Here is a 25,736-nt window from a genome sequence, read left to right as displayed (position 1 = left end):
CTTGGATCAGGCGAAGGCGACGCTGGTCGCGCGACGACGATAGCGGCCCGCGCTCGCCACCATGGCGAAGCCGACCAGCATCATCGCCCAGGTCGCCGGCTCCGGCACGGCGGCGGCCGAGAAGCTGACGGCGGTCGGCCCGCCGGTCACCGAGGTGGTGAACCATTGATTGCCCGTCAACTGGTAGGTGAAGGCCTCGAAGTCATAGCTGCCGGCCGCGAGGTAGAGCGAGGCGGTGGAAGGCAGGCGGATGGTTGGGTAGTTATGGAAGGTCGCTTCGACAATGGCGCGGCCATCGATGCTGATCCGGGCCGCATCGTCGCCGCGAACCGCGAAGGTATATGTGCCGGATTGATCGATATTAATCTTACCGGAGTAAATTGCGGCCTCGAAAAGGTTCAGGTTTGTACTGAAGCCACTGGCGGGTACGATGATTTCGCTGACGGATGCCGGTCGCATCGCGGCGATCAAAGCACGCTCTCGCGTGATGGTATCCGAACTTGGAAAATAATCGTTGTCTGGGATGTTCGTATAGCGCGCAAGGCGGAGTGAAGATGCGGCCGTGGCGTCGCTGCTGATGCCCATGACAGTCAATGCAATTGCGACGGCATAGATTAATCTCTTCATGATCGCTACCTATATCTCCGGTGATTGATAGGGCGACCAATATTTGGTTAATCAAAGGCCGACTATACGTACAACCCCGCAGATGCCTCCATTTGCCACTGTGATTGTTCGCGAAGTCGTAGGTTGCGGTCGATAGCTGTCGTAGACGAATTGCCCATGATCCTGATATCGAAAGAGAAGATATACGGGCGGAAAAGCAAAAATATTTTCGCTTGCTGCCAAAGGCGGCATTCGCTGTGGCCTCCTTATCGCGCCGAACACATTGCATAACCGAAGGCCGGCAACGTCACGGTCAGACTGCCCGGCGCGGCTGCCGTCGCCGGGCATGCGCCGGCCAGCGTCGCGAAGCGGGTGGAGGCCGTCTCGATCTGCACCGCCTGGCTGATCGGCGTGGGGGCGGTGTTGAAGGCGATCACCACCTCGTGCCCGTCGCGTGGATCGAAGCGTGAGACGGCGAACAGGCCGGGGCCGTCGCCGCGCTGGCGCGTCACCTGGCGGCCGCGGGTCAGCGCCGGGGTGGCGGTGCGGAGGCGCGCAAGGATCGCAATGGCCCGGTAGAGCGGATGGTCGGGGTGGAAATTGTCCTCGGCGGTCGTGCGCGTCGTGCCGACCAGGCGATTGTCGTTGTAGCTGGCGACCCGGCTGGCGAACAGGTCCTCGCGCGCATCCTGGTCGTTGCCGTCGCCGGCGAACCCCTGTTCGTCGCCCGAATAGAGCGTCGGCACGCCACGCAAGGTCAGCAGCATGGCATGGCCCAGTTCGACGCGCTTCAGCACCTCCGCGTCCGACGCGGCGGGATTGGCCAGCCGTACCCAGCGCGCGAAGCGACCCTGGTCGTGGTTGCCGAGGAAGGTCGGCAGGATCTCGGCGGTCGCCTCGCCCTTGGCGTAGAGCACGTCGCCCTCGAACAGGTCGGCCATGACGCTGGTCGGCTTGTTCTCCGCCACGACCTGCATGACCGCATTCTGGAAGGCGAAGTCGAGCACCGCCGGATAGCCGGCGATCTTCGTCCAGCGGGCCAGATAGCCCGGCTCCATCCCCGCCGTGACCTCGCCGAAGATGTGGAAGTGGGGAATGCCGCGCGCGGCAGCGCGCGCCTGCATCGCTGGCACGAAGCTCCGCCAGAATTCGGGGTTCACATGCTTGGCGGTGTCGATGCGGAAGCCGTCGATGCCGAACCGGTCGATCCACCCGCCATAGATGTCGATCATCCCCGCGATGACGCGCGGATTCTCGGTCATCAGGTCGTCCAGCCCAGAGAAATCGCCGCTTTGCGAGCTTTCGGTGCGGAACAGCGAGTCGCCGCGATTATGATAATAGATCGGGTCGTTGAGCCAGGCCGGCACCTTCACCTGCCGCTCGGCGGCGGGGACGTAGGGGGTGTAGGCCCAGGTCGGATCGGTCAGCCGCGCGAAATTCTCCGGCGTCTGCACATCGTCACCCCGGAAGCCGGGGTTGATCGGCCGGCCGGCCACGCCGCCTTTCCGTTGATAGGGATAGGTGGCGCGGTCCCGGTACGGGCACGGCTTGCCCTCACCGCACTCGCGATACTGGATCACGTCGGCGGTGTGGTTGGCGATGATGTCCATATAGACCTTCATCCCCCGCGCATGGGCCGCATCGACCAGCGCGCGGAAATCGGCCTCGGTACCGAAATGCGGGTCGACGCGGGTGAAGTCGGTGATCCAATAGCCATGATAGCCGGCGGATTCCTGCCCCTTGGCGCCTTGCACCGGCTTGTTCCGGAAGATCGGCCCGACCCAGAGCGCGGTCGCGCCCAGGCCCTGGATATAGTCGAGCCGGCGGATCAGCCCCTTCAGGTCGCCGCCATGGTAGAAGCCCTTGGCGGTCGGATCGAAGCCGGTCGCCAGCCGGTCGCCGGACAGGCCGCCGCGATCGTTGCCGGGATCGCCATTGTCGAACCGGTCGGGCAGCACGAAATAGATGACCTCGTCCTGCGGCAGGCGCTGGCGATACTCCTGCGCGATGGCGGGAGCGACCCAGCTTGCAAGGGCAGCGGCGGCGGCGAGCAGGGCGGTCTTCATGCGGTTCGGCTTTCGGTAGGGGGCGGGGCGGCGCAGTGGCGCGCCACGAAGTCGGCATGGTCGGGCAGGCGGGCGGCGACCGCCTCGGCATGGCGGGCGGCGATCGCGACCAGCGCCTCGCGCTCGGCCAGGGGCAGGGCGGCGACCAGCGGCGAATGGGCCTGCGGCACCACGCCTTGCCCGATCAGGATCTGGAGCCAGCCGATTTCGGTGAACAGCTCGTCGCCATGGCGCAGGATGCGGCCGGACTCGCGGAACAGCGCGATCCGCTCGGCCAGGCTGTCGGGGATCGCGGCTGCGCGGCGTTCGCGCCAAAAGGCTTCGTCGCGCGCATTGGCGTGGTAGTGGAGGATCAGCGCGTCGCGGATCGCCAGCCATTCGGCTTCGCTGCGCTGGTTGAAGGCGGCGATGCCCTGCGGCGCGAAGCGGCGGTCGGGCCAGAATTCCAGCAGCCGCGCGATGCCCGACTGGACCAGATGGATGCTGGTCGATTCCAGCGGCTCCATGAAGCCGGCGGCGAGCCCCAGGGCGACGCAATTGCCCATCCAGGCTCGGCGGCGCCGGCCGGTGGTGAAGCGTAGCGGTCGGGGATCGGCGAGCGGCCGGCCGTCCAGATGCGCGAGCAGCAGCGCGGCCGCGGCATCGTCGGACAGATGGTTGGATGCATAGACCAGTCCGTTGCCGGTGCGATGCTGGAGCGGGATGCGCCATTGCCAGCCGGCCTCGCGGGCGGTGGCGCAGGTGAAGGGATGGAGCGGTGCGGTGCGTTCGGTCGGCACCGCCAGCGCCCGGTCGCAGGGCAGGTGCGCCGACCAGTTGTCGAAGCCGCTGCCCAACGTCTCCTCGATCAGGAGGCCGCGAAAGCCGGAACAGTCGATGAAGAGGTCGCCTGCGACCGCTCGCTCGCCCGCCAGCCGGACGGCGGCGACATGGCCGGTTTCGCCGTCGCGCTCGACGCCGACGACGCGCCCCTCGATCCGTTCGACCCCGCGCGCCTCGGCGTGGCGGCGCAGAAAGGCCGCATAGAGGCCCGCGTCGAAATGATAGGCCCAGGCGAGGCCGCTCGGCAGGTTGGGGCGGCCGGGATCGGGGGCGAACCGGTCCGCCCGCGCCGCGCGCGCGCTTGCCGAACACTCCCAGAGGTCGGTCGTGCCGCCGCTTTGATGATGCGCGAGCCAGTAATGATGGAAGGGGAGCAGCCCTGCAGCCCGGCCGATCGTGCCGAAGGCGTGAATGTAGCGGCTGCCCGGCCCGGACCAGCCGTCGAAGCGGATGCCCAGCTTGAAGCTGCCGCCCGTCGCGCGGACGAAGGCGGCCTCGTCGATCCCCAACGACTGGTTGAACAGGCGGAGCTGGGGGATCGTCGCCTCCCCGACGCCGACCGTGCCGATCGCGTCGGACTCGATCAGCCGGATCGCGGTGCCCGGCGGCAGGAAGCGCGACAGCGCCGCCGCCGCCATCCAGCCGGCGCTGCCGCCGCCGACGATGACGACGCTCCGGATGGCGGCGGCGGTCATGATGCGCTCCGCAACCGGGCCGCCCGCAGACGAGGACGGGCGGCCGGCATGGATCAGAACTTCATCGTGAAGCCGGCCAGATAGCGGCGGCCGTAGCGCTGATAGTCGATGATCTGGAGATCCTGTCCGGGGTTCTGCGTCACGAACGGCGTGTTGGTCAGGTTCTGTCCCTGGAGGTAGACGGACAGGCCCTGGAGGAAGCCGTTGGTGAAGTCATAGCCGATCTGACCATCGACGATCAGCTCGCCGCGCGCATTGCGGTTGACCCGGTTGGCGGCAAGCCCCGACACCTCGCCCACGAAGCTCGACCGGTAGCGGACCGAGCCGCGCGCCGAGAAGCCCCATTTCTCGAAGAAGGCGGTGCCGTTCGCCACCCAGCGCGAATAGCCCGGCAGGTCGGTGGCGGTCGCGCCCGGATAGGCCACGATCTCCGACTTGGTGTAGGAGCCGCCACCCGTCAGGCCGAAGCCGTCGAGGAAACCGACCACCTCGCCGAGCGGCAGCGTGCCGGCCAGCTCGACGCCGTAGAGCTGCCCGCCCTTGACGTTGTAGGGCTGGGTGATGACGCCGATCGGCGAGACGTAATTGGCCGCGTTCGGGTTGCTGGTCTGGAACCCGCCGCTCAGCGGCAGGCCGGTATAGTCATAGACCTGGTCCTGGAGATTGCGGTCCACGACATAGTTGATCAGCTTCTTGTAGAAGAACTGCGCCGCCAGATAGCCCTTGTTGCCGAAATACTTTTCGAACGTCAGGTCGGCGGCGTTGGCGCGGAACGGCCGCAGGAAGGGGTTGCCGCTGCTGCCCGCGATGATGCCGCGGGTCTGGTCGACGCCGTAGGACAGGCCGAGCCGCATCGAGTCCATGCGCGGCCGCATCACCTGCCGCGCCAGGGCGGCGCGGATGACGAAGTCGTTGGCGGTGCGCAGCGACAGGTTGAGCGACGGCATCACGTCCCAGTAATCCGCACCCTGCCGGATCGGTACGATCCCGCTGTTGGTCGGATTGATGTAATAGCCGCTGGTATGCTGCGAGGTGTTGACGGCCTGCACGCCGATATTGCCGGTCAACTGCGCGCTGCCGATGTCCTGACGAATGTTCGTCTGCAGGTACATCGTCATCAGGTCTTCGCTGATCGCATAGGCCTTGGCGCGGACATCGTTGTTCGCGTTGTTCGACGACAGCCGATAGACGCCGCCGTTCAGCAGGTCATAGGGATCGTAGCTGATGACCGGACCCAGCCCCAGATAGGTCTGGTCGCTCGGCGTCTTCAGATACTGGCTGGGCACCGGCTCGATCACCTTGCCGCTGGCGAGCTGGACGAGCGCCTCGTTCGGGGTCAGCGACTTGTCGTGGTTGGTGTAGTTCACGCCCGCCTGTACGCTGGAGAAGACGCTGTCCTCGATCTCCTTCTCCACCTCGGCGCGGTACTGCCAGATCCGGTCAGAGATGGCGCGGTCGTTGAAATAGCCGGCCTGCACGTTCGATCCGCCCCAGCCGAGCGGGTCGGTGAGCTGGATCAGGCCCGGGTCGGAATAGTTGAGCGTCGGGCTGAACACCGTGCCCTTGGACGAGGAGACGAAGCCGATCGTATCGGTGACCCCCAGCGCCCGGCCATAACCGGTGCCGGCATAGGTCTCGAAGATCGTCTCGTTCCGCTTCGTCTTGGAATAGCTGAGGTCGAAGGTCGCGTTCCAGCCGTCATCGCCCTTATACTGGTTGTTCCAGCCAAAGGCGTAGAGCTTGGCGTCGCGACGCTCGCTGTTGTTGCGGATCACGCCCTGCACGTTGGTGAAGGTGCCCGACACATAGGTGCCGTTTGCGATCTGCCCGGCGGCGGGGTTGAAGCGCGCGCCGTTGTTCGCCGGATCGGTGACGCTGAGGCCGTTCTGCCCGTCGAAGCCGAGCGGCAGCTCGATGCCGCGCTTGATCGCGTGATCCTTGAAGTCGGAATAGAAGCCGTCGAACGTCGTGGTGAAATTCTCTACCGGGCGGAACTCGACCGTGCCGGTCACGCCCAGCCGGCGCAGCGAGTTGGAGGTGATGTACGACTTCGACCCGCCGATCAGCGCGGCGTTGCTGGGACCGGCATTGGCATAGCCCCAGGCGTTGAACTCCTGCGTCTGGTACGGCTCGTCGGTATAGCTGGCGGACAACGCCACGCCCAACCGCTTGTCGAGGAACTGGTCCACATAGGTGCCGTTGACGCGATAACCATATTGCTTGGAATCGGCGTTCAGCTTGCCGATATCGGCGTCCACGCCCCGCGCGCCGACCGAGATGACGCGGCGGCCGAATTCCAGCGGGCGGATGGTGCGCAGGTCGACCGTGCCCGACAGACCCTGGCCGATCACCGAGGCCGTGCCCGTCTTGTACACCACGACCTGGTTCACGACCTCGGACGGATACTGGTCATATTCGACCGCGCGATTGTCGCCGGTCGAGGTCTGCTCGCGGCCGTTGAGCAGGGTGGTCGAGAAATCGGGCGCGAAACCGCGGATTGAGATCGAGTTGGAGCGGCCCTGGATCCGCTGCGAGGTCAGGCCGGGCAGGCGCGCGATCGATTCCGCGATCGAGGCGTCGGGCAGCTTGCCGATGTCCTCTGCCGAAACCGACTCCACGATCTGGTCGCGGTTCTTCTTCTCGGCGACGGCATTTTCCAGGCTGCGGCGGAAGCCGGTGACGACGATGTCGGCCTGTTCGGGCGATGCGCCCGCATCCTGCGCGGCGGCGCCGGCGGACTGGGCAACCGCTTCGTTGGCGGCGGGCGTGATGTCGCCGGTCTGGGCGGCGTTGCTCGCCTTGGCATCCTCGGCGCTGCCGGCCTCATTCGGGTTGGCGGCGGTGGAGGAGCTGGCGGCGGGATCGGGCACCTTGCTGCCGGCGGACACCTGAGCCGCATCGGGCACGCTGGTCTGCGCCATCGCGCCGGTGGTGCCGATCAGCAACAGGCCTGCGCCCAGCGCCGCGCCGCTGGCCGACAGCTTCAGGATGGTGCGCGCCGACACGGCCGGCGCACGGTCGGAACCGTACATGAATCTCTCCCCAAAAAGCCCCGTTTGCGTCTGCCGCGCCGTGGGCCGGATTTCTGTTTGCGTAATGAAATCAATTGCGCGCCACGCCAATCGATCGACATACGTATTCAAATCGTGAACAAACCGATTGTGGCTTTCCGGTGACAATCGCCGCGCCCGCACCACCGCCGTTGACGCTGGCGGAGGATTGGAGTTTGTCGTTTCCAGGCATCCGCCATGGTGGCGTGGGCGGCGGGAGAGTGGTGGCACGTGGCGGGGCAGCGCAAGGCGACTTCGTTTGATATCGCCCATCTCGCCGGCGTGTCGCAGCCGACCGTGTCGCGCGCGCTGCGCGGCAGCCCGACGGTCAGCCCGGCGACGCGCCAGCGGATCGAGGCGATCGCCAAGCAGCTCAACTATACGGTCGACCGTGCCGCCTCCGGCTTGCGCTCCGGGCAGACCCGCACGCTGGCCCTGCTGCTGTTCCGCGATCCCAGTCCGGACGACACGCTGATCAACCCCTTCTTCCTGGCGATGCTGGGCTCGATGATGAGCGCCTGCGCCGAGGCCGGCTACGACCTGCTCGTCTCCTTCCAGCAGCCGTCATCCGACTGGCAGACCGATTACGAGAAGAGCCACCGCGCCGATGGGCTGATCCTGCTCGGCTATGGTGACTATGCCGATTATCGCCAGCGGCTGGTCGACATGGTCGATCGCGGCACCCATTTCGTCCGCTGGGGCCATGTCCAGGCCGGCCAGCCGGGCCTGACGATCGGCTGCGACAATGTCGCGGGCGGCCGGTCGGCGGCGGAGCATCTGGTCGCGCAAGGGCGGCGACGCATCGCGTTCCTGGGCGATGCGACCGATCATTATCCGGAGTTCCACGACCGTTACCGTGGCTATGTCGCGGCGCTGGAGGCAGCGGGCCTCGCGATCGAACCGCGCCTGCAGGTGCCGGCGATCTCGACCGAGGAGGCGGGGACGCGCGCGGCGGAGGATCTGCTCGACCGGGGTGATCCGTTCGACGCCATCGTCGCCGCCAGCGACCTGATCGCGCTGGCGGCGATGCGCGTCTTGGTCAATGTCGGCCTGCGCGTGCCCGAGGACGTCGCCATCGTCGGCTTCGACGACATTCCGGCCGCCAGCCTCGCCAACCCGCCGCTGACCACCGTGGTGCAGGATGCCGGCGCGGCGGGGCGTCGCCTGATCGACACGCTGCTGGCGCGGATTCGCGGCGAGCCGACGCAAAGCGTGGTCCTGCCCACCCGTTTGGTGGTACGTCGCTCCTCGGTCTGACCCGCGACAGGCCCGAAATCAACGACATGCGGGCGAGAGAGGATAAGGGATGCGGGACAAGCCCCGTCAGAATTTCGCCGGACTGTGGAACATCTCCTTCGGCTTCTTCGGCATCCAGATTGGCTTCGCGCTCCAGAATGCCAATATGAGCCGCATCTTCCAGTCGCTGGGCGAGCGGGTCGACGACCTCGCCATCTTGTGGATCGCGGCGCCGCTGACCGGCCTCCTGGTGCAGCCGGTGATCGGCTATTTCTCCGACCGGACCTGGGGCCGGTTCGGGCGGCGGCGGCCTTATTTCTTCGGCGGCGCGGTGCTGGCGACGCTGGCGCTGTTCGGCATGCCCAATGCGCCGGGCCTGTTCGCGGCGGCCATGCTGCTGTGGATGCTCGACGCCTCGCTCAATATCGCGATGGAGCCGTTCCGCGCCTTCGTCGGCGACATGCTGCGCCGCGACCAGCATACCGCCGGCTATGCACTCCAGACCGCGTTCATCGGCGCGGGCGCGGTGATCGGGTCGGCGACCCCCTTCCTCCTCGACCGGCTGGGCATCGCCAATGTGGCCGGCGGCGGCGGGGTGCCGGACACGGTGCGCTATTCCTTCTATCTCGGCGGCGCGGTGCTGTTCGCGGCGGTCGCCTGGACGGTGCTGACGACGCGCGAATACAGTCCGGCCGAACTCGCGGCGTTCGACGGCCTGGCGGCCGCGCCGCACGACCCGCCGCCGGCGCCGCCCGCCTCGACGCTGGGCGGGCTGGCCTGGATCGGGGCGGGCGGGGGCATCGCGCTGCTCGTGCTGCTGCTGCGGCTGGAGAAGGAGCTGGCGCTGCTCGGCGCCCTGGTCGCCCTCTATGGCGTGGCGCGGCTGGCGGCGGGGTGGCTCCATGCACGGGGGGCGAGCGACAATGTCCTGACCCATATCGTCGGCGACTTCGCCGGGATGCCGCCGATCATGAAGCGGTTGGCGCTGACCCAGTTCTTCACCTGGTCGGCCTTGTTCATCATGTGGATCTACACGACCCCCGTCGTGGCCCAATATGCCTTCGGCTCGGCCGATCCGGCGAGCGCGGCCTATAACGCCGGCGGCAACTGGGTCGGCATCCTGTTCGCCATGTACAATCTGGTCGCAGCGCTGACCGCCGCTTTCCTCCTCCAGCCGATGGCGCGACGATTCGGCAAGGGGCGGACCCATGCCGGCGCGCTGGTGATCGGGGCGATCGGCTTCCTGTCCTTCTTCGGCTTGCGCGATCCCTATGCGCTGCTGCTGGCGGAGGTGGCGATCGGCATCGCCTGGGCGTCGATCCTGGCCATGCCCTATGCGATCCTGGCCTCCAGCCTGCCGCAGCGGAAGCTGGGCATCTATATGGGCCTGTTCAACATCTTCATCGTCGTGCCGCAGCTCCTGGTGGCGACCGTGATGGGTACGATCGTCCGCCACTTTTTCCCGACCGAGCCGATCTGGACCATGGCCTTCGCCGCCGCGGTGATGCTGCTTGCGGCGCTGTCGATGCTGCGCGTGCGGGAAGGCGACGGGGGCGAGGGAGTCAGCGTGGCAGGATGATGGTCGCGACCAGCCCGCCGTCCGGCCGGTTCGCCAGCGTCACCTCGCCGCCCGCCTCGTTCGCGATCGCGCGCGCCAGCGCCAGGCCAAGGCCGATGCCGCCGGTGTCGCGGTTGCGGGAATGCTCCAGCCGGGTGAAGGGGTCGAACACATCCTCCAGCCGATCCGCCGGGATGCCGGGGCCCCTATCCTCGACCAGGATGGCGACCTGCCCGCCCGCGGGCGCAATCCGCACCGTTGCCGACACGCCGTACTTCACCGCGTTCTCGATCAGGTTCCGCACCGCCCGCCGCATCAGCGAAGGCCGGAGCCTCAGCGTGACCCGGTTCCCCTCGACATAATCGACCGGTGCGCCCAGGTCGCGGAAATCCTCCACCACCGCATCGACCAGCGCGCCCAGATCGACCTCGATCCGCGGTTCGGAGGGCCGGCCCAGCCGCGCCAGCGACAGGATGTCGTCCAGCGTCCGGTTCATCTCGGCGATCGTCTCCGCCATGCGCTGGCGGTCCGTCTCGTCCTCGACCGACTCGATGCGGACGCGCAGGGCCGCCAGCGGGGTGCGCAGGTCGTGGCCGATCGCGCCGAGCATCCGGTCCTTTTCGTCGAGCATCCCCGACACGCGCAGGCTGAGCCGGTGGAAAGCGGTGATCAGCGCCGCGACATCCTCCGGCCCCTCCGCCGACAGCGGCACCGGCTGTGCGCCCGGCCGGAATTGCTCGGCGGCGCGGGTCAGGTCACGCAACGGCCGCAGCATCCGCCGCACCGCCCAGAGCACCGGCAGCAGCACGACGATGTAGAGGATGAGCGTCTGCCCCACGAGCGCCCAGAAGATGCGCTTCTCCGGCCGGGGCCACGGCGCGACGATGGTCAGCCAGCCGCGCCCGGGCTGCTCGATCGCGATCAGCAAGGTCTCAAAGCTCGGCGGATCACGGAACCGTTCGGGCCTGGGGCCGGGCGGCGCATCCAGGTCGCCGGTTCGCAGGCCCGTATCGATCCGGCCGACCCGGATGCCCAGTTCGGCGAGCTGGCGGCGCAGTTCGGTCGCGACCTCGGGATGGCGTTCCGCCGGGGTGGCGGCGATCGGGTCGACGGGCAGGCGGCGCACCCGGCCGCGATCCGGGGCGAGCGCACGCTTGCCCTGCACCTCGCGGTCGAGCGCGTCGGCGATCCGCACCGCGACCGGCCGGGTCGCCTGCTCGAGGCGGAACTGCGCCCGGTCGCGCAGCACCAGCCCGAAATTGATCGCCTGGGCGACGAACAGCGCCAGAGCGATCAGCAACGCCATCTGTCCGGCGAAGCGGCGCGGCCAGATCCGCGTCAAAGCCGCGTGACCTCCGCCGCCAGCGTATAGCCGCCGCCCCACACGGTCTTGATGATCTCGGGCGCCTTGGGATCGGCCTCGATCTTCTTGCGCAGCCGGCTGATCTGGTTGTCGATCGCCCGGTCGAAGGCGGCGGCCTCGCGCCCTTGCGTCAGGTCGAGCAGCTGATCGCGGGTCAGCACCTGGCGGGGCCGGGCGACCAGCGCCTGGAGCAGGTTGAACTCGCCGCTCGACAGGGCGACCGACACGCCGTCGCGGTCGACCAGCGCCCGCTCGCCCGCGCGCAGCACCCAGCCGGCAAAGGCGTAGGACCCGCCATCCGGTGCATGATGACGCGCGCCACCGCCGCGCAGGCGCCGGAGCACCACCTTGGCCCGCGTCGCCAGTTCGCGCGGTGAGAAGGGCTTCACGACATAATCGTCCGCGCCCATCTCCAGCCCGACGATGCGATCGGTCTCCTCCGCCTTGGCGGTGAGCAGGATCACGGGCACGTCGCTGGTCGCGGCGATGTGTCGGCAGAGCGACAGCCCGTCCTCGCCGGGCATCATGATGTCGACGATCGCCAGGTCGATCGCATAGGCGGCCAGCCGCGTCCGCGCGGAAGCGGCGTCGCCGACCTGGGTGACGCGAAAGCCCTGGCGGACCAGATATTGCGCCAGCGGCTCGCGGATCGATCGCTCGTCATCGACCAGCAGCAGGTGCGGCACGTCTCCCATCGGCTCGGCTTCTAGCATGGCAGGCGGCGCGGGGAAGGGGCCAGCGTCAGCGATCGGCCGGCGGGGTGCGCGCCTCGGTCGGCGGCAGGTCGCGCTTCCACGCGCGCCGCGCGACGCGCAGCTTCGCAATCTCGGCATTGTCGAGCCGGCCGTCATGATCGCTGTCCATCCGGTCGAACCGGGCGGCGGCGCGGGCGCGGAACTGCTCCGGCGTCATCGGCTGACTTTCCTCCTGGCGGCGGGGCGGGCCGCGCCGGCCAAGCCCCTGTGGATCGCGGGCCTGCGCGACATAGGCGCGGCGCTCGGCAGGGATGACCTGCCCGTCATGATCGGCGTCCATCTTCGCAAAGTCGAGATCGGCGGCGGTCAACGCTTCCTGGCGGGTGACGATGCCGTCGCCATCGGCATCGGCGCGCATCATCTGCTGGAGCGGCGGCGCGGATGGCGGCGGGGGCGGGGGCGGAGCATCCGCGCTGGTCTGGGCCAGCACGGCGGCGAGGATCAGGGCGAAGGGTTCCATCGGCGCATCTCCGGTCGGTGGGGGCGATCCCCGTCCAAGGTCCGATTCCTATCGCGCGCCCCTGTCGCGCAGCTATGTCGGCGGGCGGCGAAACTGTCGCAAAGCGTAACAATCGCCGCCCGGCCGGTGCAGCCTATCGCGCGTTCTGCCCGAACAGCATCTTGCGCGCTTCCTCGTCGGTGGCGAGGTTGCGCGTCTTCAGTCCCTCGGCCCGCGCATAGGCGGCGGCCGTCGCCGGACGCGCGGCGATCCGGTCGAACCAGCGGTGCAGATGCGGGAAATCCGTCAGCGCCTGACCCTGCGCCTCATGCGGCACGATCCAGGGATAGCAGGCCATGTCGGCGATCGAATAATCGCCCGCCACATAGTCCCGGTCGGCCAGCCGGCTGTTCAGCACGCCGTAAAGCCGCGCCGTCTCGCGCCGGTAGCGATCCTGCGCATAGGGAATCTTCTCCGGCGCATAGATGTTGAAATGATGGTTCTGGCCCAGCATCGGACCCAGCCCGCCCATCTGCCACATCAACCACTGCACCACCTCGGCCCGGCCGCGCGTGTCGGCGGGCAGGAACCGCCCGGTCTTCTCGGCCAGGTAGAGCAGGATCGCACCCGATTCGAACAGGCTGATCGGCGCACCGCCATCGGCCGGTTCATGGTCGACGATCGCCGGCATGCGGTTGTTGGGCGCGATCTTCAGGAAATCGGGCGCGAACTGGTCGCCCTTGCCGATATCGACCGGTACGATGCGGTAATCGAGTCCGGCCTCCTCCAGGAACAGCGTGATCTTGTGGCCGTTCGGGGTGGGCCAGTAATAGAGGTCGATCATCGGAAGGGGTCCTTGTCAGCGTCCGCCCGCGATGTAGGAGCGTGGGCCGCCACCGCAACGCCGCCGGGACGACGCGCTGTCGCGATCGTGTGGAGGCAGGACCATGGTGGCGCCGGGTCGAACCGCCGTCAGCCCGGTGGCGTGACGGCCATCCGGTCGTCGAACATGCCGTAGAGCAAGGTCGAGGCATACATGGCGATGGCGGTGGCGCGGGGCATGGTGGTGGCCCATTTGCGCATGTCGAACGCCGCGTTCTGGAGCGAGGTGAGCGCCTGCGCCGCGACCAGCGCGTCGACCGGGCGGCACGATCCTTCCGCTACGCCGTCCATCATCATGCCGGCATAGCGGCGCGCGATCCGGTTGGAGCGATCCACCATCGCCTCGCGCTCGCCCGCCGGCAGGCCGCTGAGCGCCGTGGTGCGCAGCAAGGGCGCGGCCTCGGCGAACTGCACGTCGAGCAGCGTGGCGATGCTGCTCGACAGCCGCTGCCAGTGGCTGCCGCCCAGCGCATCGGCGCGCGCCTGTCCTTGCGCGATGGTGTCGAAGCTGCGGCGATAGCAGGCCAGCACCAGCTCGTCCTTGGCGTCGAGATGGTGGTAGAAACTGCCCTTGGTCACGTTCAGCTCGGATGCGATCCGCTGCACCGACGCGCCGCGATAGCCGAGCTCGTTGATCAGCCGGGTGGCGGCGAGCAGGAAGGCGGCGCGGCCCGGTTCGGCCTCGTCATGCGCCAGGTCGAGCATCACCGGGCTCCACGGCGCGCCCGGCGCAGCGATGCCGTGCGCGAACACGTCCATCAGCCGCGCCTCGACCCGGTCATATTGGTCGAGATCGTAGCGCTGGAGCCAGATCGGCAGCCAGAAGGTGTTCTCCAGCAGCACATGCGCGCGGGCGCCGGCGAGGTCCTTGTGCGCGCGGCTGGCGGGCGGGCCCCAAAGTGCGCGGGTGTCGCGGAACACGCGCTGCCATCCGGTCATCAGCCGGGTGCGGATCGGGTCCTCGGTGGCGCGCAGGTCGGACAGGACGGCGAAGGCCTTCTCCTCGCCTGCCGCGATCCGCGCCAGCCGCGCCATGTTGAGCCGCAGGTAGCGGGCGACGCGCGCTTGCGGCGTCGGTTCACGCATCGCCTCCGCCAGCATCTCGCCCAGCCGGTCGAGCGTGTTCTCGAACGCGGCGGCGGCCAGATCCTCCTTGCGTTTGAAGTAATAGGTGACGCTGGTCGTGTTCAGCCCGACGCGGCGCGCCACGTCGGCGAAGGTCATGCCCTTGGCCGACTGCTCGTTGATCGCCTCCGCCGCCGCCGCCAGGATCGCGTCGCGCTTGGCGCGGAAACGGCGGGTGCCGCTCTCCTCGGCGGCCGGGGTCGGGGGGGTGTCCTGCTCCATCGCGATCTGTGTAGCAGCTTGAATTCGAAGAACCAGTCGCTTTGTTCAATCAGGCGATGACGGCTTTACCGAAGATACGGTACGGTATACCTCTCCCGTCGAATCACGGGATGGAGAGGTGCCATGGACTTCACGCTGACCGATCGCCAGGCGCACTTCCGCGACCGCGTCCGCGCCTTCATCGCGGCCGAGATCCTGCCCCGACACCCCGAGTACCTCGCGCAGAGCCACACCGGCGAACGATGGAAGGTGCTGCCGGTGATTGAGGAGGTGAAGGCGATCGCCAAGGCGCAAGGGCTGTGGAACTTCTTCATGCCGCCGCGCGCCGGCCGCGCCCATGTCGACGACAGCTTCCGGTTCGAGGGCGAGCAACTTTCCAATCTGGAGTATGCCCTGTGCGCCGAGGAGATGGGGCGGATCGGCTGGGCGTCGGAATGTTTCAACTGCTCCGCGCCCGACACCGGCAACATGGAGGTGTTCGAACGCTATGGCACCGTCGAGCAGAAGGAACGCTGGCTGCGGCCGCTGATGAACGGCGAAATCCGCTCCGCCTTCCTGATGACCGAGCCGCAGGTCGCCTCGTCGGATGCGACCAACATCCAGACCGCGATGGTGCGCGACGGCGACCATTATGTCGTCAACGGTCGCAAATGGTGGTCGTCGGGCGTCGGCGATCCGCGCTGCAAGGTCGCGATCCTGATGGGCAAGACCGATTTCGGCGCGGAGCGGCACCGCCAGCAGTCGATGATGATCCTCGACATGGACACGCCCGGCGTGACGATCGAGCGGATGCTGTCGGTCTATGGCTATGATCATGCGCCGCATGGCCATGGCGAGGTGACGCTGACCAATGTCCGCGTGCCCGTGGAGAACATGCTGCTGGGTGAGGGACGCGGGTTCGAGATCGCCCAGGGGCGGCTCGGGCCGGGGCGTATCCACCACTGTATGCGCACCATCGGCGTGGCCGAGGCGGGGATCGAGGCCATGGCCAAGCGGCTGCTGTCGCGAGTCGCCTTCGGCAAGCGGATCGCCGACCACAGCGTCTGGGAACAGCGGATCGCCAGGGCGCGGATCGATATCGAGATGACGCGCCTGCTCTGCCTGAAGGCCGCCGACATGATGGACAAGGCGGGCAACAAGGCGGCGCAGCTGGAGATCGCGATGATCAAGGTCGCCGCGCCGACCATGGCGCTCCAGGTGCTGGACGACGCGATCCAGGCGCATGGCGGCGGCGGCGTCAGCGCGGATTTCGCCCTGGCGCATGACTGGGCGAGCTTGCGCACGTTGCGCTTCGCCGACGGGCCCGACGAGGTCCACAACCGCGCCATCGCCCGCGCCGAGTTCGGCAAATATGGCGACTGGAAAGCCGAGCTGCCCGCGCGCTGATCCCGTATTCCCAAGGAGAACCCCATGAAGGCCGCCGTTCTGTTCGAAGCCAAGCAACCGCTGAGCATCGAGGAGGTGACCATCGCCAAGCCCGCCGCGCACGAGGTGCTGATCCGCACCGTCGCGGTCGGGGTGTGCCGGTCGGACCTGCATTTCGTCGACGGCGCTTATCCGCACGCCATGCCGACCATCCCTGGTCACGAGGCGGCCGGCGTGGTCGAGGCGGTGGGCGAGGAGGTGCGCTGCGTGAAGGTGGGTGACCATGTCGTCACCTGCCTGTCCGCTTATTGCGGGCAGTGTGAATATTGCGTCACCGGCCGCATGTCGCTGTGCATCGACGCCGCTGTCCGCCGGCCCAAGGGGGCGCCGCCGCGCCTGATGCTGGGTGACGTGCCGGTCGCGCAGATGCTCAACCTGTCCGCCTATGCCGAGCTGATGCTGGTTCATGAACATGCCTGCGTCGCGATCGACCGGGACATGCCGCTGGACCGCGCGGCCCTGCTGGGGTGCGCGGTGACGACCGGGGCGGGCGCGGTGTTCAACACCACCGACGTGACGCCCGGCGAGACGGTGTGCGTCGTCGGCTGCGGGGGCATCGGGCTGGCGGCGGTCAATGCCGCGAAGATCGCGGGGGCGGGCCGCATCATCGCGCTCGATCCCGTCCCCGAGAAGCGCGCGATGGCGGAGAAGCTGGGCGCGACGCACAGTTTCGACAGCGCGGCGGAGACGGTGGCCGATGAAGTGGTCGCGCTGACCCGGGGCGGAGTGCATCATGCGATCGAGGCGGTCGGCCGGCCGCAATCCGCCGCCACCGCGGTCAAGGTGTTGCGGCGCGGCGGCACCGCGACGATCCTGGGCATGATGCCGCTGGGCGAGAAGGTTGGCCTGTCGGCGATGGACCTGCTGGCGGGCAAGCGCTTGCAGGGCGGGCTGATGGGGTCGAATCGTTTTCCGGTCGATATCCCCCGCCTGGTCGATTTCTACCTGCGCGGGCTGCTCGACCTCGACACGATCATCGCGGACCGGCTGCCGCTCGACCGGATCAACGAGGCGTTCGACGAACTCCGCCGGGGCGAGACGACGCGTAGCGTGGTGACCTTCGGATGACCGTGGCGGAGAAGGATCGGCTTGATCTCGACCGGCTCGGCGATTGGATGGCCGGCGCGGTGCCGGGCTTTGCCGGGCCGATCCGGTACGACAAGTTCGCGGGAGGGCAGTCCAACCCGACCTATCGCCTGGATACGCCGGATCGCGCCTATGTGCTCCGGCGCAAGCCGTTCGGGCCGATCCTGCCTTCCGCCCATGCGGTGGAGCGCGAGTATCGCGTGATCGCCGGCTTGCATCCCACCGGCTTCCCCGTGCCGCGACCCTATGGTCTGTGCGAGGACGCCGGAGTGATCGGCGCGCCCTTCTACGTCATGGAGATGGTGGAGGGCCGGACGATCTGGGACGGCGCGATGCCGGGCGCGTCGCCGGTTGAGCGCCGCGCCCATTATGACGCGATGATCGACACGCTCGCTCGCCTCCACCAGGTCGATTACGCCGCGGCCGGCCTGTCCGACTATGGCAGGCCGGGCAATTATTTCGAGCGGCAGGTCGCGCGCTGGACGAAGCAATATCGCGCGTCGGAGACGGAGGTGATGCCGGCGGTCGATCGCCTGATCGACTGGCTGCCCCGGACCCTGCCCGAGCAGACGCGCACGTCGATCGTGCATGGCGACTACCGGATCGACAACATGATCTTCGCTGGCGGCGAGGCGCGGGTGGTGGCGGTGCTCGACTGGGAGCTGTCGACGCTGGGCGATCCGCTGGCCGATTTCTCCTATTTCCTGATGAACTGGGTGACGGAGCCGGAGGGGCGGTCGGGCGTCCGGGGCCTGACCGGGCCCGAGACGGGAATTCCGACGATCGAGGAGGTGGTGACCCGCTATTGCACGGCGACGGGCCGTGACGGGGTGCCGCAGCTCGACTGGTATTTCGCCTATAACCTCTTCCGACTGACCGGCATCGTCCAGGGCATCAAGAAGCGGATCATCGACGGCAACGCGTCGAGCGCACGCGCGGCGGAGACGGCGGCGCGCGTCCACGGCCTGGCGGACGCCGCCTGGGCCTTTGCGGAAAGGGCAGGAGCATGACCGACCTCTTCGACCTCACGGACAAGGTGGCGATCGTCACCGGATCGTCGCGCGGCATCGGCCGCGCCTCGGCGATCGAACTGGCCCGGCACGGCGCCCGCGTCGTCATCTCCAGCCGAAAGCAGGAGGCCTGCGACACGGTGGCGGCGGAGATCAACGGGCAGTTCGGCGAAGGCCGCGCGATCGCCATCGCCGCCTCCATCTCCGACAAGGCGCAGCTCGAAGCCTTGGTCGCGCGGACGCGCGATGCGTTCGGACGGATCGACATATTGGTCTGCAACGCCGCCTCCAATCCCTATTACGGGCCGCTCGCCGGCATCGCCGACGACCAGTTCCGCAAGATCTTGGACAACAATGTCCTGTCCAACCACTGGCTGATCCAGCTCGTCGCGCCCGAGATGCGCGAGCGCAAGCAGGGCTCGATCATCATCGTCTCCTCGATCGGCGGCCTGCGCGGCTCGCCGACGATCGGCGCGTACAACGTGTCCAAGGCCGCCGACTTCCAGCTCGCGCGCAACTATGCGGTCGAATATGGGCCGGACGGGGTGCGGGTGAACTGTATCGCGCCGGGCCTGATCAAGACCGATTTCGCCCGCGCGCTCTGGGAAGATCCGGAGCAGATCCGCCGTGCGAACCAGATGGTGCCGCTGCGCCGCATCGGCGAGCCGGAGGAGATCGCCGGCGCGGTCGTCTATCTCGCCAGCCGCGCGTCGGCCTTCATGACGGGGCAGGCGATGGTGATCGATGGCGGCGTGACGATCTGAAAGGAGCGGGATGATGGAGCAGCGGTTCCGGGACAAGTCGGTGATCGTGACCGGCGCGGGGTCGGGCATCGGCCGCGCCGCCGCCATCGCCTTCGCAGGCGAAGGCGCGCGCGTGATCGTCGCCGATATCAGCGGCGCGGAGGAGGAAACAGCGGCGGCGATCGGCCCGGCCGCGCGGGCGATCCGCGTCGATGCCGGCCACGAACCCGATGTCGCGCGCATGGTCGCGCTGGCGGAGGAAGCGCATGGCGGGATCGACGTGGTGTTCGCCAATGCCGGCATCTCGGGTGGCATGGCCAATATTTTCGACACCGATCCCGGGCTGTTCGCGGAGGTGCTGCGCGTCAACCTGATCGGCCCGTTCCTGGCGATCCGCCATGCCGCGCCGCGCATCGCCGCGCGCGGCGGCGGCGCGATCGTGCTGACCGCCAGCGTCGCAGGGCTACGTTCGGGCGCGGGGTCGCCGGCCTATTCGGCGTCCAAGGCCGGCGTGATCAACCTGGCGCAGGTCGCCGCGCAGCAGCTCACCGGATCGAAGGTGCGGGTCAACGCGGTGTTGCCCGGCCTGACCGAGACCGGCATGACACAGCCGGTGTTCGACCACGCCCGCGCCGTCGACAAGCTCGACCGGATCGGCCGGCTCAACCCGTTGCAGCGTGCCGCCCAGCCGGCGGAACTGGCGGCGGCGGTGCTGTTCCTGGCGTCGGACGATGCCAGCTATGTCAACGGACAGGCGTTGGCGGTCGATGGCGGCCTGTCGTCCAGCCATCCGGTGACCCGGCAGGCTTATGGAACCACTGCCGCGTGAGGATATGATTAGCTAAACGTTCACCGAATCTTAGCGGACGAAGCTCAAACGTTTCTCATGTCCGCCAGCCTGTTCCGCCACTCCTCGACCCATGCCGATCTCGCTGCCTTGTGGCGGGCGGTCGACGTCGCCCAGGTTGTGATCCGTTTCGCCACCGACGGCACCATCGTCTCCGTCAATCAACAGGCATGTGCATTGCTGCACGTCACGCCGGAGCAGCTGGTCGGCCGGCATTGCGGACATTTGTCGCCCGACCTGGAGGTCGGCAGCCCAGGCTTCCTGCGCATGTGGCAGTCGGTGCTGGCCGGCCGGGCGCTGAGCGGCGTGCATCGCGGCGTCGGCGGCGATGGCCGCAACGTCTGGGTGCGCGCCTCCTTCCAGCCGATCCTGGGCGAGGACGGCACGGCGGAGGGGGTGCTGCTGGTCGGCTCGGACATCACCGCTGCCACGCTCGCCGCCGAGGAAGCCGACCGGCGCATGGCGGCGATCGAGCTGACGCATCTGGTGGTCGAGTTCGACCTGGACGGACGGGTTCGCGATGCCAACGACCTGTTCCTCGAACGCATGGGCTATGCGCGCAGCGAGGCGATCGGCCTGCCGCATCACCGCTTCTGCGATGCGGACTTCGTCGCGTCGGACGGCTATGCCGATCTGTGGGCGAAGCTGCGCAACGGGCTGCACAGCGCCGGCCGCTTCCGCCGTGTCGCGCGCGATGGCACGCCGGTCTGGCTCCAGGCGACCTATACGCCGATCCTCGACGACCAGAAGCGGCCGTGGAAGGTGGTGAAGTTCGCCAGCGACGTGACCGACGAAGTGCATCTGCAGGAGGAGGTGCGGCTGCGCCTGGCCGAAACCCGCGCCTTCAGCGAGGAGGCGGCGGCGCGGCGGGCGGAGGCGGACCAGCTTGTCCTGCGGCTGGGCGAGATCGTCGAGACGATCGCCGGCATCGCCTCGCAGACCAACATGCTGGCGCTCAACGCCACGATCGAGGCGGCGCGGGCGGGCGACGCCGGCCGCGGCTTCGGCGTGGTCGCCGCGGAGGTGAAGAAGCTGGCGGACGGGACGCGCGCGGCGACCAATATGGCGCGCAAGATGATGGCGGGACGGTAGGTGCTGCTGGTCCTGTGGGTCGCGTGGCGGCTGAGGAAGCGTCGCGCGGGGATGCATGACGCGGTCACTCGCGACGCCGGATCAGCCCCTCCTGCGCGGAGCTGGCGACCAGCCGCCCGGCTCGCGTGAACACCCGCCCCCGGTTGAAGCCGCGCGCATGGCCGGCCCAGGGGCTGTCCATCGTGTAGAGCAGCCATTCGTCGGCACGGAACGGTTCGTGCAGCCAGAGCGCGTGGTCGAGGCTGGCGGTCTGCATCCCGGGCGTCATGAAGCCGACGCCGTGCGGCAGCATCGCCGTGCCGAGCAGCGCCATGTCCGACGCATAGGCCAGCACCGCGCGGTGCAGCGCCGGATCGTCGGCGATCGGCGCGCAGATGCGGAACCACAGATGCTGGACCGGCGCGTCGTGGCCCGGCTTGATCCAGCTGCGCGGGCCGACCGGGCGGATGTCGATCGGGCGGGGCCGGAGCAGCCAGGCGCGATGCCGCTCCGGCACCTGCGCCGCCATCGCGTGGCGCAGGTCGCGTTCGCTGACCAGCGTTTCGGGCGCCGGCACGTCGGGCATCGCATCCTGATGCGCCAGTCCGTCCTCCGGCGTCTGGAAGGAGCAGGCCATGTTGAGGATCGGCTGGCCCTGCTGCATCGCGATCACCCGGCGGGTGGCGAAGCTGCGCCCCTCGAAATCGCGCACCACGCGGTAGATGATCGGATGCGCCTCGTCGCCCGGCCGCATGAAATAGGCATGGAGCGAGTGCGCGACCTTGGGTGCGTCGGTCGAGCGCTGCGCCGCCTGCAACGCTTGGGCGATCACCTGTCCGCCGAAGACGCGGCCCTCGCCGCCGGGCTGGCGCGCGCCCCGGAACAGGTCGGTGTCGATCCGCTCGATATCGAGCAGGGCGACCAGCGTCTGGGCGAGCTGTTCGGGCATCGCGTCATGGGGCGTATCGGAATCCATGGCGCGTCTCTGCGGAAAAAGCCGCGCCCCCGCAATGCCCCCCGACCCGGTCAGCGCGCGGCGACCGCTTGGCGTCCCTCCTCACGCTCCAGCGCCGCGCCCGCATTGGCGAGGGCGATGTACATCGCCCCTTCCGGCACGACATATTCATTCTCGCCCCAGAAGAAGGGCCAGTCGTCGCGGTTCTCGGGATAGTCGGGCTTCAGCAGCAGCACGCCAGGGACCACGCCGCCGGGGATGAAGGTGAAGTCGGCCCGGTTGTTGCCATAGGCGACCTCCTTCGACAGCGCGCCGACCCCGGAGACGAAGGACCGGTCCGAGGCGGGATGATGGCCGTGCAGATAGTCGAGCGCGCGGCCGACGGCCGCTCCGTCGACCAGTTCCGGAAAGGCGCGGTGCAGCGCATAGCCGGTCAGGCCGAAGTTCAGCACCGCGCCATTGCCCGCCCAGCCGCCGGTGGTGATCGGCACGCCGAAGGGATTAGCCTTCTCGGTCGCGGCGGCTTCCGCCACCCAGGCCCGCACCGCCGGGACCAGCGCCGCGCGATATTCGGGCGGCATCGCCGGCAGCGCCTTGACCATGGTGGTGGCGCTGAATGCGAAGCCTTTCAGCATCGCCGGGGTCAGCGCCGTGACGCGTTCGGCATATTGGCGGTCGCCGGTCGCGAGCAGCAGCTCGACCGCGGCGCCGAACTCCTCCGCCTCCAGCGGGCCGCCGGTGGTGTTGCCGTGGCGGAACAGGTCGGGGGCGTGGCTGTGCTCGTCCTTCCAGACCTTCACCGCCCGGTCGAGGCACAGCTTCGCGAAGGCGTCGTCGCGGCCTTTCCATGCCCGGTAGGTCGCCGCCAGCGCCGCGGCCGAGCCATAGTCCAGCGCCGTCGCCTTGCTGGTGAAGGCCCAGCGATCGTCCGGCGTGCCGCTGCGCCCGCCATCCCGGTCATAGGCGCGCGCATAGGGCTTGAGGCTTGGGTCGTAGACCAGCCCGTCGGTCTTGCTCGCCGCGTCGCCCAGATGCGTGTACTGGCCGACATCGGGCTCGACGATGCCATGGATGGCATGGCCGACCGCGTCATATTGCGCCAGCAACTGCACGCTGCCGTGGCGGATCTGCTGGAGGATGTCGGGGGTGCCGTCGGGCACATGGATCTCGACGCGCCGCGTCGTCCAGTCGACCGCCACCGTATCGCGTTCCGGCCTATACTGTTCCCAGATGTCGACCAGTTCGCGCACGACCTGATATTGGGTCTGGGTGCGGATGTCGAAATCGCCCGCGTCCAGCCAGCCGCCGACCGCCAGGCCGGGGATATGCTCGCCGGGCTTGAACCGGGTGTCGGTGGTCGGCCCCTGGCGATAGAGGTCGATATGCTCGTGGTTGATCGGGGCCTGACGCGCATCGTCGCGATGGGGGTCGCCATGCCAGGTGCGATAGCCCTCGTTGACCGCCATATGGTCCATCGCGATCGGCAGGTAGACGTCGCTGCTCAGATGCCACGAGGTGTCGGTCAGCCCGGCGGCGATCGGGAAGGGGGCGGTGCGCGTGTCGCCATATTGCAGCACATAGGTGCCGGGCGTCTTCACCCCGCTGAAGTCGAAGCGGACATAGCGATAGCGCAGGTAGCGACCCCAGTCGCGCGCGGCCGGCGTGGCGACGGGCGTCATCCGGCCATCCCCGCCGACCCGCAGCAGGCGCGGCTGCTGGCTGCGGCGATCGTCGCGGTCCAGCTCGATCGTCGCCAGCTTGGGCGCGTCCGGCGCATAGCCGAGCTGCGAGTGGCCGATGACCGGCGGCCGGAGCCAGCCGGGCACGCTCGCCGCCTCCAGCGTCCACTCGACCACCTTTCCGGTCCGCCCGCCGGGCAGGAGCTGGCGGACGACATACCAGCCATTCTGCGCCTGGTTGCGGCCGTCATAGAGCGACAGGCTGCCGCTCGCCGTGGCGATGCCGACGCGGCGCGACGCATCCTCGGGCGAGAGCACCAGCCGCTGGCCGCTGGCGAAGGGCAGCGGCTCGGCGCCGGGCCCGTCGCTGCGGCCGCTGGCGGCATTGCGCTCGGGCGTCAGCGTCATCGCGTCGGCGGGGTGACGCGGGAACAGGCCGGGCTTGCCGTCGCTGGTGAAGGACCGGTGGAAATAGGCCGACGGCACGAATTCCAGGTTCAGCCCCGCCTTGCCCACCAGCTCCGCAGGCAGCGGTTGGTCGAGCAGCACCGACAGCACCACCGCGCTGCCCCGCCGCTCGGCGCGGACGGTGTAGCGGAAACCGGGATATTCCATCACCGCCTCGATCACCCCGGCCGCCTTGTCGACGCGGCGGCTGACGAACTGCGCCGCCGGGTCCCACTGGCCTGGCGTCGCGGACAGGCGCACATCGCCATTGGTGGCGGTGCGCAGGCCCTGCTGGATCAGCTCGACGCCGCTGATCTTGGCATCGGCGAACAGCCCTTCGTTGACATTGGAGAAGATCAGCCAGTCGACGCCCGGCGCCTCGAAATAATCGGCGCGATCGAGGCGGAGGGGCGTCTGCGCCGCAGCGGGGAGCGGCAGGCTGCCGAGCAGCGCGGCGAGCAGGATGCTGCGGCGAGGGGACATGGACATTCTCCTGAAGGCGCGAAGATGGGGAGGGCGGGTCACAGCGCGGCGTTGCGGGTGATCGTCAGGCGCCGGTCGCCGCACCAGCCGCAGTCCGGGCCGGCGAAGCGGGCGCGGGCGCTGGCGTCGCCCTTCAACTGCCAGTCGAGCCACTGGGTCACGACCTCCGCCGCCAGCCCGCCATGCGGCTGCATGTACGTGCCGCCATGGCCGACCGGGATGTCGACCAGGGCGGCGGGCACGCTCCGCAGCCGGCGAAAATCGTCGCTGCCATTGGCATGGGCGATGTCGTCCGGCCCGCCCAGTACGTAGAGGACCGGCGTGTGGAGCCGGCCGAGCAGCGCCTTGTCGGAGACGATGCCGGGGATCGGACTCTGGCCGTCATTGAAGAAGCCGGTGTTCATCGCCACCACCGTGCGGACGCGCGGGTCGGACCCGACCGCCAGCGCCTGGAGGCCGCCGCAGCTCCAGCCGGACACCGCGATGCGGTCCGTGGCGATGCGGCCCCGCAAGGGGCTGCCCGGCCGGACATTCTCCCGCGCCGCCCAGTCGATCGCGTCGGTCAACAGATGCGTCGCGGTCTGCGCCTGGAGTGGGCCGCCGGCCGCGCCGGCCTTCGGCTGGGCCTTGGGGATGGTGCCCGAGGCGATCACCAGATAGCCGTGCGAGGCGATCTCGAGCAGGTGGTTGCGCGAGCTGGTGCCGTCGGCGCTGCATCCGCCATTGCCGAAGATGTAGACGGGCAGGGCCGCGGGACCCGGCTTGGCGGGGCGATAGACGACATGATCGGGAAGCGTGGCGCGCTCCTCGAAGAGCGCGGGGAGGGGGCCGCTGCCTCGCTCGATCGGCGTGTAGGCCGCCATGGTCATGGTAGCGCTCACGAAGAGCGACACGCCTGTCAGGATCGTCATGCCGGAACGTGCCATCCGCCCCCTCCCATATTTATTGTCGGAGCATTATGCTGCTCCCTTGAGGCTGATCCTGCATGAGAAGCTGTTCAGGATCAACGGGGTAACGGGTAATTGCGATCAATCGGCCATGCGCGCCCCGGATGCGGATGGCGGCCGGGGGTCATCTGTTGTTGGACAAGTTGACGGCGAGCCGCGACCATGCCTAGGTTGCGCTACCACGGCTCAGGACCGGCGCGGGACAGCGTCGGCCTGGCACAGGG

The 25,736-nt window shown here is 68.5% G+C and carries 20 protein-coding genes; 8 read left to right on the top strand and 12 right to left on the bottom strand.

Features of this window, described 5'->3' with window-relative positions; genetic code table 11:
• Nucleotides 1–6: 6 nt before the first annotated feature.
• The 4 genes from GGQ96_RS21485 to GGQ96_RS14130 form a co-directional block, all read right to left on the bottom strand.
• Complete coding sequence (locus tag GGQ96_RS21485) at nucleotides 7–627, bottom strand: PEPxxWA-CTERM sorting domain-containing protein (protein ID WP_246360601.1); 621 nt, start codon at nucleotides 625–627, stop codon at nucleotides 7–9.
• Nucleotides 628–872: 245 nt separating this feature from the next.
• Nucleotides 873–2,672 (bottom strand): alpha-amylase family glycosyl hydrolase, encoded by a 1,800-nt coding sequence (locus tag GGQ96_RS14140; protein ID WP_184115910.1) that lies wholly within the window; start codon nucleotides 2,670–2,672, stop codon nucleotides 873–875.
• A complete protein-coding gene (locus GGQ96_RS14135; protein WP_184115908.1) occupies nucleotides 2,669–4,189 on the bottom strand; it encodes a tryptophan halogenase family protein in 1,521 nt (506 codons plus the stop codon). Before GGQ96_RS14135 ends, GGQ96_RS14140 begins: the two co-directional genes overlap by 4 nt.
• 53 nt (nucleotides 4,190–4,242) lie before the next feature.
• The gene (locus GGQ96_RS14130) at nucleotides 4,243–7,221 is read right to left on the bottom strand and encodes a TonB-dependent receptor (RefSeq protein WP_246360600.1); all 2,979 of its coding nucleotides are present in this window, start codon (nucleotides 7,219–7,221) and stop codon (nucleotides 4,243–4,245) included.
• Between the two features lie 249 nt (nucleotides 7,222–7,470).
• Here GGQ96_RS14130 and GGQ96_RS14125 point away from each other — a divergent pair, with 249 nt between their 5' ends.
• Nucleotides 7,471–8,496 (top strand): LacI family DNA-binding transcriptional regulator, encoded by a 1,026-nt coding sequence (locus GGQ96_RS14125; RefSeq protein WP_184116273.1) that lies wholly within the window; start codon nucleotides 7,471–7,473, stop codon nucleotides 8,494–8,496.
• A 49-nt stretch (nucleotides 8,497–8,545) separates the two neighbouring features.
• Complete coding sequence (locus tag GGQ96_RS14120) at nucleotides 8,546–10,054, top strand: MFS transporter (RefSeq protein ID WP_184115906.1); 1,509 nt, start codon at nucleotides 8,546–8,548, stop codon at nucleotides 10,052–10,054.
• Here GGQ96_RS14120 and GGQ96_RS14115 read toward each other — a convergent pair.
• From GGQ96_RS14115 to GGQ96_RS14095, 5 genes are all read right to left on the bottom strand, one after another.
• Entirely contained in the window at nucleotides 10,038–11,339 is a 1,302-nt protein-coding gene (locus GGQ96_RS14115) for a sensor histidine kinase (protein WP_184116271.1), read from the bottom strand. The two genes, GGQ96_RS14120 and GGQ96_RS14115, sit on opposite strands and share 17 nt — an antisense overlap.
• A 32-nt stretch (nucleotides 11,340–11,371) precedes the next feature.
• Nucleotides 11,372–12,091, bottom strand: a complete 720-nt coding sequence (locus GGQ96_RS14110) for a response regulator (RefSeq protein WP_184116269.1) — start codon at nucleotides 12,089–12,091, stop codon at nucleotides 11,372–11,374.
• A gap of 46 nt (nucleotides 12,092–12,137) precedes the next feature.
• Complete coding sequence (locus GGQ96_RS14105) at nucleotides 12,138–12,611, bottom strand: EF-hand domain-containing protein (protein WP_184115904.1); 474 nt, start codon at nucleotides 12,609–12,611, stop codon at nucleotides 12,138–12,140.
• Nucleotides 12,612–12,744: 133 nt separating this feature from the next.
• Complete coding sequence (locus GGQ96_RS14100) at nucleotides 12,745–13,434, bottom strand: glutathione binding-like protein (RefSeq protein ID WP_184115902.1); 690 nt, start codon at nucleotides 13,432–13,434, stop codon at nucleotides 12,745–12,747.
• Between the two features lie 128 nt (nucleotides 13,435–13,562).
• Entirely contained in the window at nucleotides 13,563–14,819 is a 1,257-nt protein-coding gene (locus GGQ96_RS14095; RefSeq protein ID WP_184115900.1) for a TetR/AcrR family transcriptional regulator, read from the bottom strand.
• Nucleotides 14,820–14,942: 123 nt separating this feature from the next.
• On the opposite strand from GGQ96_RS14095, the gene GGQ96_RS14090 reads away from it, so the two are divergent.
• From GGQ96_RS14090 to GGQ96_RS21190, 6 genes are read left to right on the top strand one after another with little or no spacing between them, the layout of a single operon-like run.
• On the top strand, nucleotides 14,943–16,205 hold the full coding sequence (locus tag GGQ96_RS14090; RefSeq protein WP_184115898.1) for an acyl-CoA dehydrogenase family protein: 1,263 nt from the start codon (nucleotides 14,943–14,945) through the stop codon (nucleotides 16,203–16,205).
• Between the two features lie 24 nt (nucleotides 16,206–16,229).
• Nucleotides 16,230–17,312 (top strand): Zn-dependent alcohol dehydrogenase, encoded by a 1,083-nt coding sequence (locus tag GGQ96_RS14085; RefSeq protein WP_184115896.1) that lies wholly within the window; start codon nucleotides 16,230–16,232, stop codon nucleotides 17,310–17,312.
• A complete protein-coding gene (locus GGQ96_RS14080) occupies nucleotides 17,309–18,340 on the top strand; it encodes a phosphotransferase family protein (protein ID WP_184115894.1) in 1,032 nt (343 codons plus the stop codon). Before GGQ96_RS14085 ends, GGQ96_RS14080 begins: the two co-directional genes overlap by 4 nt.
• Nucleotides 18,337–19,104 (top strand): SDR family oxidoreductase, encoded by a 768-nt coding sequence (locus tag GGQ96_RS14075; RefSeq protein WP_184115893.1) that lies wholly within the window; start codon nucleotides 18,337–18,339, stop codon nucleotides 19,102–19,104. The genes GGQ96_RS14080 and GGQ96_RS14075 overlap by 4 nt, the downstream gene beginning before the upstream one ends.
• A 13-nt stretch (nucleotides 19,105–19,117) precedes the next feature.
• The gene (locus GGQ96_RS14070; protein WP_184115891.1) at nucleotides 19,118–19,912 is read left to right on the top strand and encodes an SDR family NAD(P)-dependent oxidoreductase; all 795 of its coding nucleotides are present in this window, start codon (nucleotides 19,118–19,120) and stop codon (nucleotides 19,910–19,912) included.
• A 57-nt stretch (nucleotides 19,913–19,969) separates the two neighbouring features.
• On the top strand, nucleotides 19,970–21,022 hold the full coding sequence (locus GGQ96_RS21190) for a methyl-accepting chemotaxis protein (protein WP_221239985.1): 1,053 nt from the start codon (nucleotides 19,970–19,972) through the stop codon (nucleotides 21,020–21,022).
• Nucleotides 21,023–21,086: 64 nt separating this feature from the next.
• Here the strand turns inward: GGQ96_RS21190 and GGQ96_RS14060 are convergent, their stop codons facing one another.
• The 3 genes from GGQ96_RS14060 to GGQ96_RS14050 are packed head-to-tail and all read right to left on the bottom strand — an operon-like array spanning nucleotide 21,087 to nucleotide 25,491.
• On the bottom strand, nucleotides 21,087–21,977 hold the full coding sequence (locus GGQ96_RS14060; protein WP_184115889.1) for an acyl-CoA thioesterase: 891 nt from the start codon (nucleotides 21,975–21,977) through the stop codon (nucleotides 21,087–21,089).
• A gap of 50 nt (nucleotides 21,978–22,027) precedes the next feature.
• Nucleotides 22,028–24,565: a glycoside hydrolase family 9 protein gene (locus tag GGQ96_RS14055; protein ID WP_184115887.1), complete on the bottom strand. Its 2,538-nt coding sequence runs from the start codon at nucleotides 24,563–24,565 to the stop codon at nucleotides 22,028–22,030.
• Between the two features lie 38 nt (nucleotides 24,566–24,603).
• Complete coding sequence (locus GGQ96_RS14050) at nucleotides 24,604–25,491, bottom strand: alpha/beta hydrolase (protein WP_221239984.1); 888 nt, start codon at nucleotides 25,489–25,491, stop codon at nucleotides 24,604–24,606.
• Between the last annotated feature and the right edge of the window lie 245 nt (nucleotides 25,492–25,736).

Source organism: Sphingomonas abaci (assembly GCF_014199625.1).
GTDB lineage: Bacteria > Pseudomonadota > Alphaproteobacteria > Sphingomonadales > Sphingomonadaceae > Sphingomonas > Sphingomonas abaci.
The sequence above is the reverse complement of the archived record's forward strand: the minus strand, read 5'-3'. Positions and strand labels throughout refer to the sequence as shown.

Excerpts from the sequence above, each read along its gene's own strand:
- GGQ96_RS21485 (WP_246360601.1), bottom strand. The coding sequence starts at position 627 with ATGAAGAGATTAATCTATGCCGTCGCAATTGCATTGACTGTCATGGGC.
- GGQ96_RS14140 (WP_184115910.1), bottom strand. The coding sequence starts at position 2,672 with ATGAAGACCGCCCTGCTCGCCGCCGCCGCTGCCCTTGCAAGCTGGGTC.
- GGQ96_RS14135 (WP_184115908.1), bottom strand. The coding sequence starts at position 4,189 with ATGACCGCCGCCGCCATCCGGAGCGTCGTCATCGTCGGCGGCGGCAGC.
- GGQ96_RS14130 (WP_246360600.1), bottom strand. The coding sequence starts at position 7,221 with ATGTACGGTTCCGACCGTGCGCCGGCCGTGTCGGCGCGCACCATCCTG.
- GGQ96_RS14120 (WP_184115906.1), top strand. The coding sequence starts at position 8,546 with ATGCGGGACAAGCCCCGTCAGAATTTCGCCGGACTGTGGAACATCTCC.
- GGQ96_RS14115 (WP_184116271.1), bottom strand. The coding sequence starts at position 11,339 with ATGGCGTTGCTGATCGCTCTGGCGCTGTTCGTCGCCCAGGCGATCAAT.
- GGQ96_RS14110 (WP_184116269.1), bottom strand. The coding sequence starts at position 12,091 with ATGGGAGACGTGCCGCACCTGCTGCTGGTCGATGACGAGCGATCGATC.
- GGQ96_RS14105 (WP_184115904.1), bottom strand. The coding sequence starts at position 12,611 with ATGGAACCCTTCGCCCTGATCCTCGCCGCCGTGCTGGCCCAGACCAGC.
- GGQ96_RS14100 (WP_184115902.1), bottom strand. The coding sequence starts at position 13,434 with ATGATCGACCTCTATTACTGGCCCACCCCGAACGGCCACAAGATCACG.
- GGQ96_RS14095 (WP_184115900.1), bottom strand. The coding sequence starts at position 14,819 with ATGGAGCAGGACACCCCCCCGACCCCGGCCGCCGAGGAGAGCGGCACC.
- GGQ96_RS14090 (WP_184115898.1), top strand. The coding sequence starts at position 14,943 with ATGGACTTCACGCTGACCGATCGCCAGGCGCACTTCCGCGACCGCGTC.
- GGQ96_RS14085 (WP_184115896.1), top strand. The coding sequence starts at position 16,230 with ATGAAGGCCGCCGTTCTGTTCGAAGCCAAGCAACCGCTGAGCATCGAG.
- GGQ96_RS14080 (WP_184115894.1), top strand. The coding sequence starts at position 17,309 with ATGACCGTGGCGGAGAAGGATCGGCTTGATCTCGACCGGCTCGGCGAT.
- GGQ96_RS14075 (WP_184115893.1), top strand. The coding sequence starts at position 18,337 with ATGACCGACCTCTTCGACCTCACGGACAAGGTGGCGATCGTCACCGGA.
- GGQ96_RS14070 (WP_184115891.1), top strand. The coding sequence starts at position 19,118 with ATGGAGCAGCGGTTCCGGGACAAGTCGGTGATCGTGACCGGCGCGGGG.
- GGQ96_RS21190 (WP_221239985.1), top strand. The coding sequence starts at position 19,970 with ATGTCCGCCAGCCTGTTCCGCCACTCCTCGACCCATGCCGATCTCGCT.
- GGQ96_RS14060 (WP_184115889.1), bottom strand. The coding sequence starts at position 21,977 with ATGGATTCCGATACGCCCCATGACGCGATGCCCGAACAGCTCGCCCAG.
- GGQ96_RS14055 (WP_184115887.1), bottom strand. The coding sequence starts at position 24,565 with ATGTCCCCTCGCCGCAGCATCCTGCTCGCCGCGCTGCTCGGCAGCCTG.
- GGQ96_RS14050 (WP_221239984.1), bottom strand. The coding sequence starts at position 25,491 with ATGGCACGTTCCGGCATGACGATCCTGACAGGCGTGTCGCTCTTCGTG.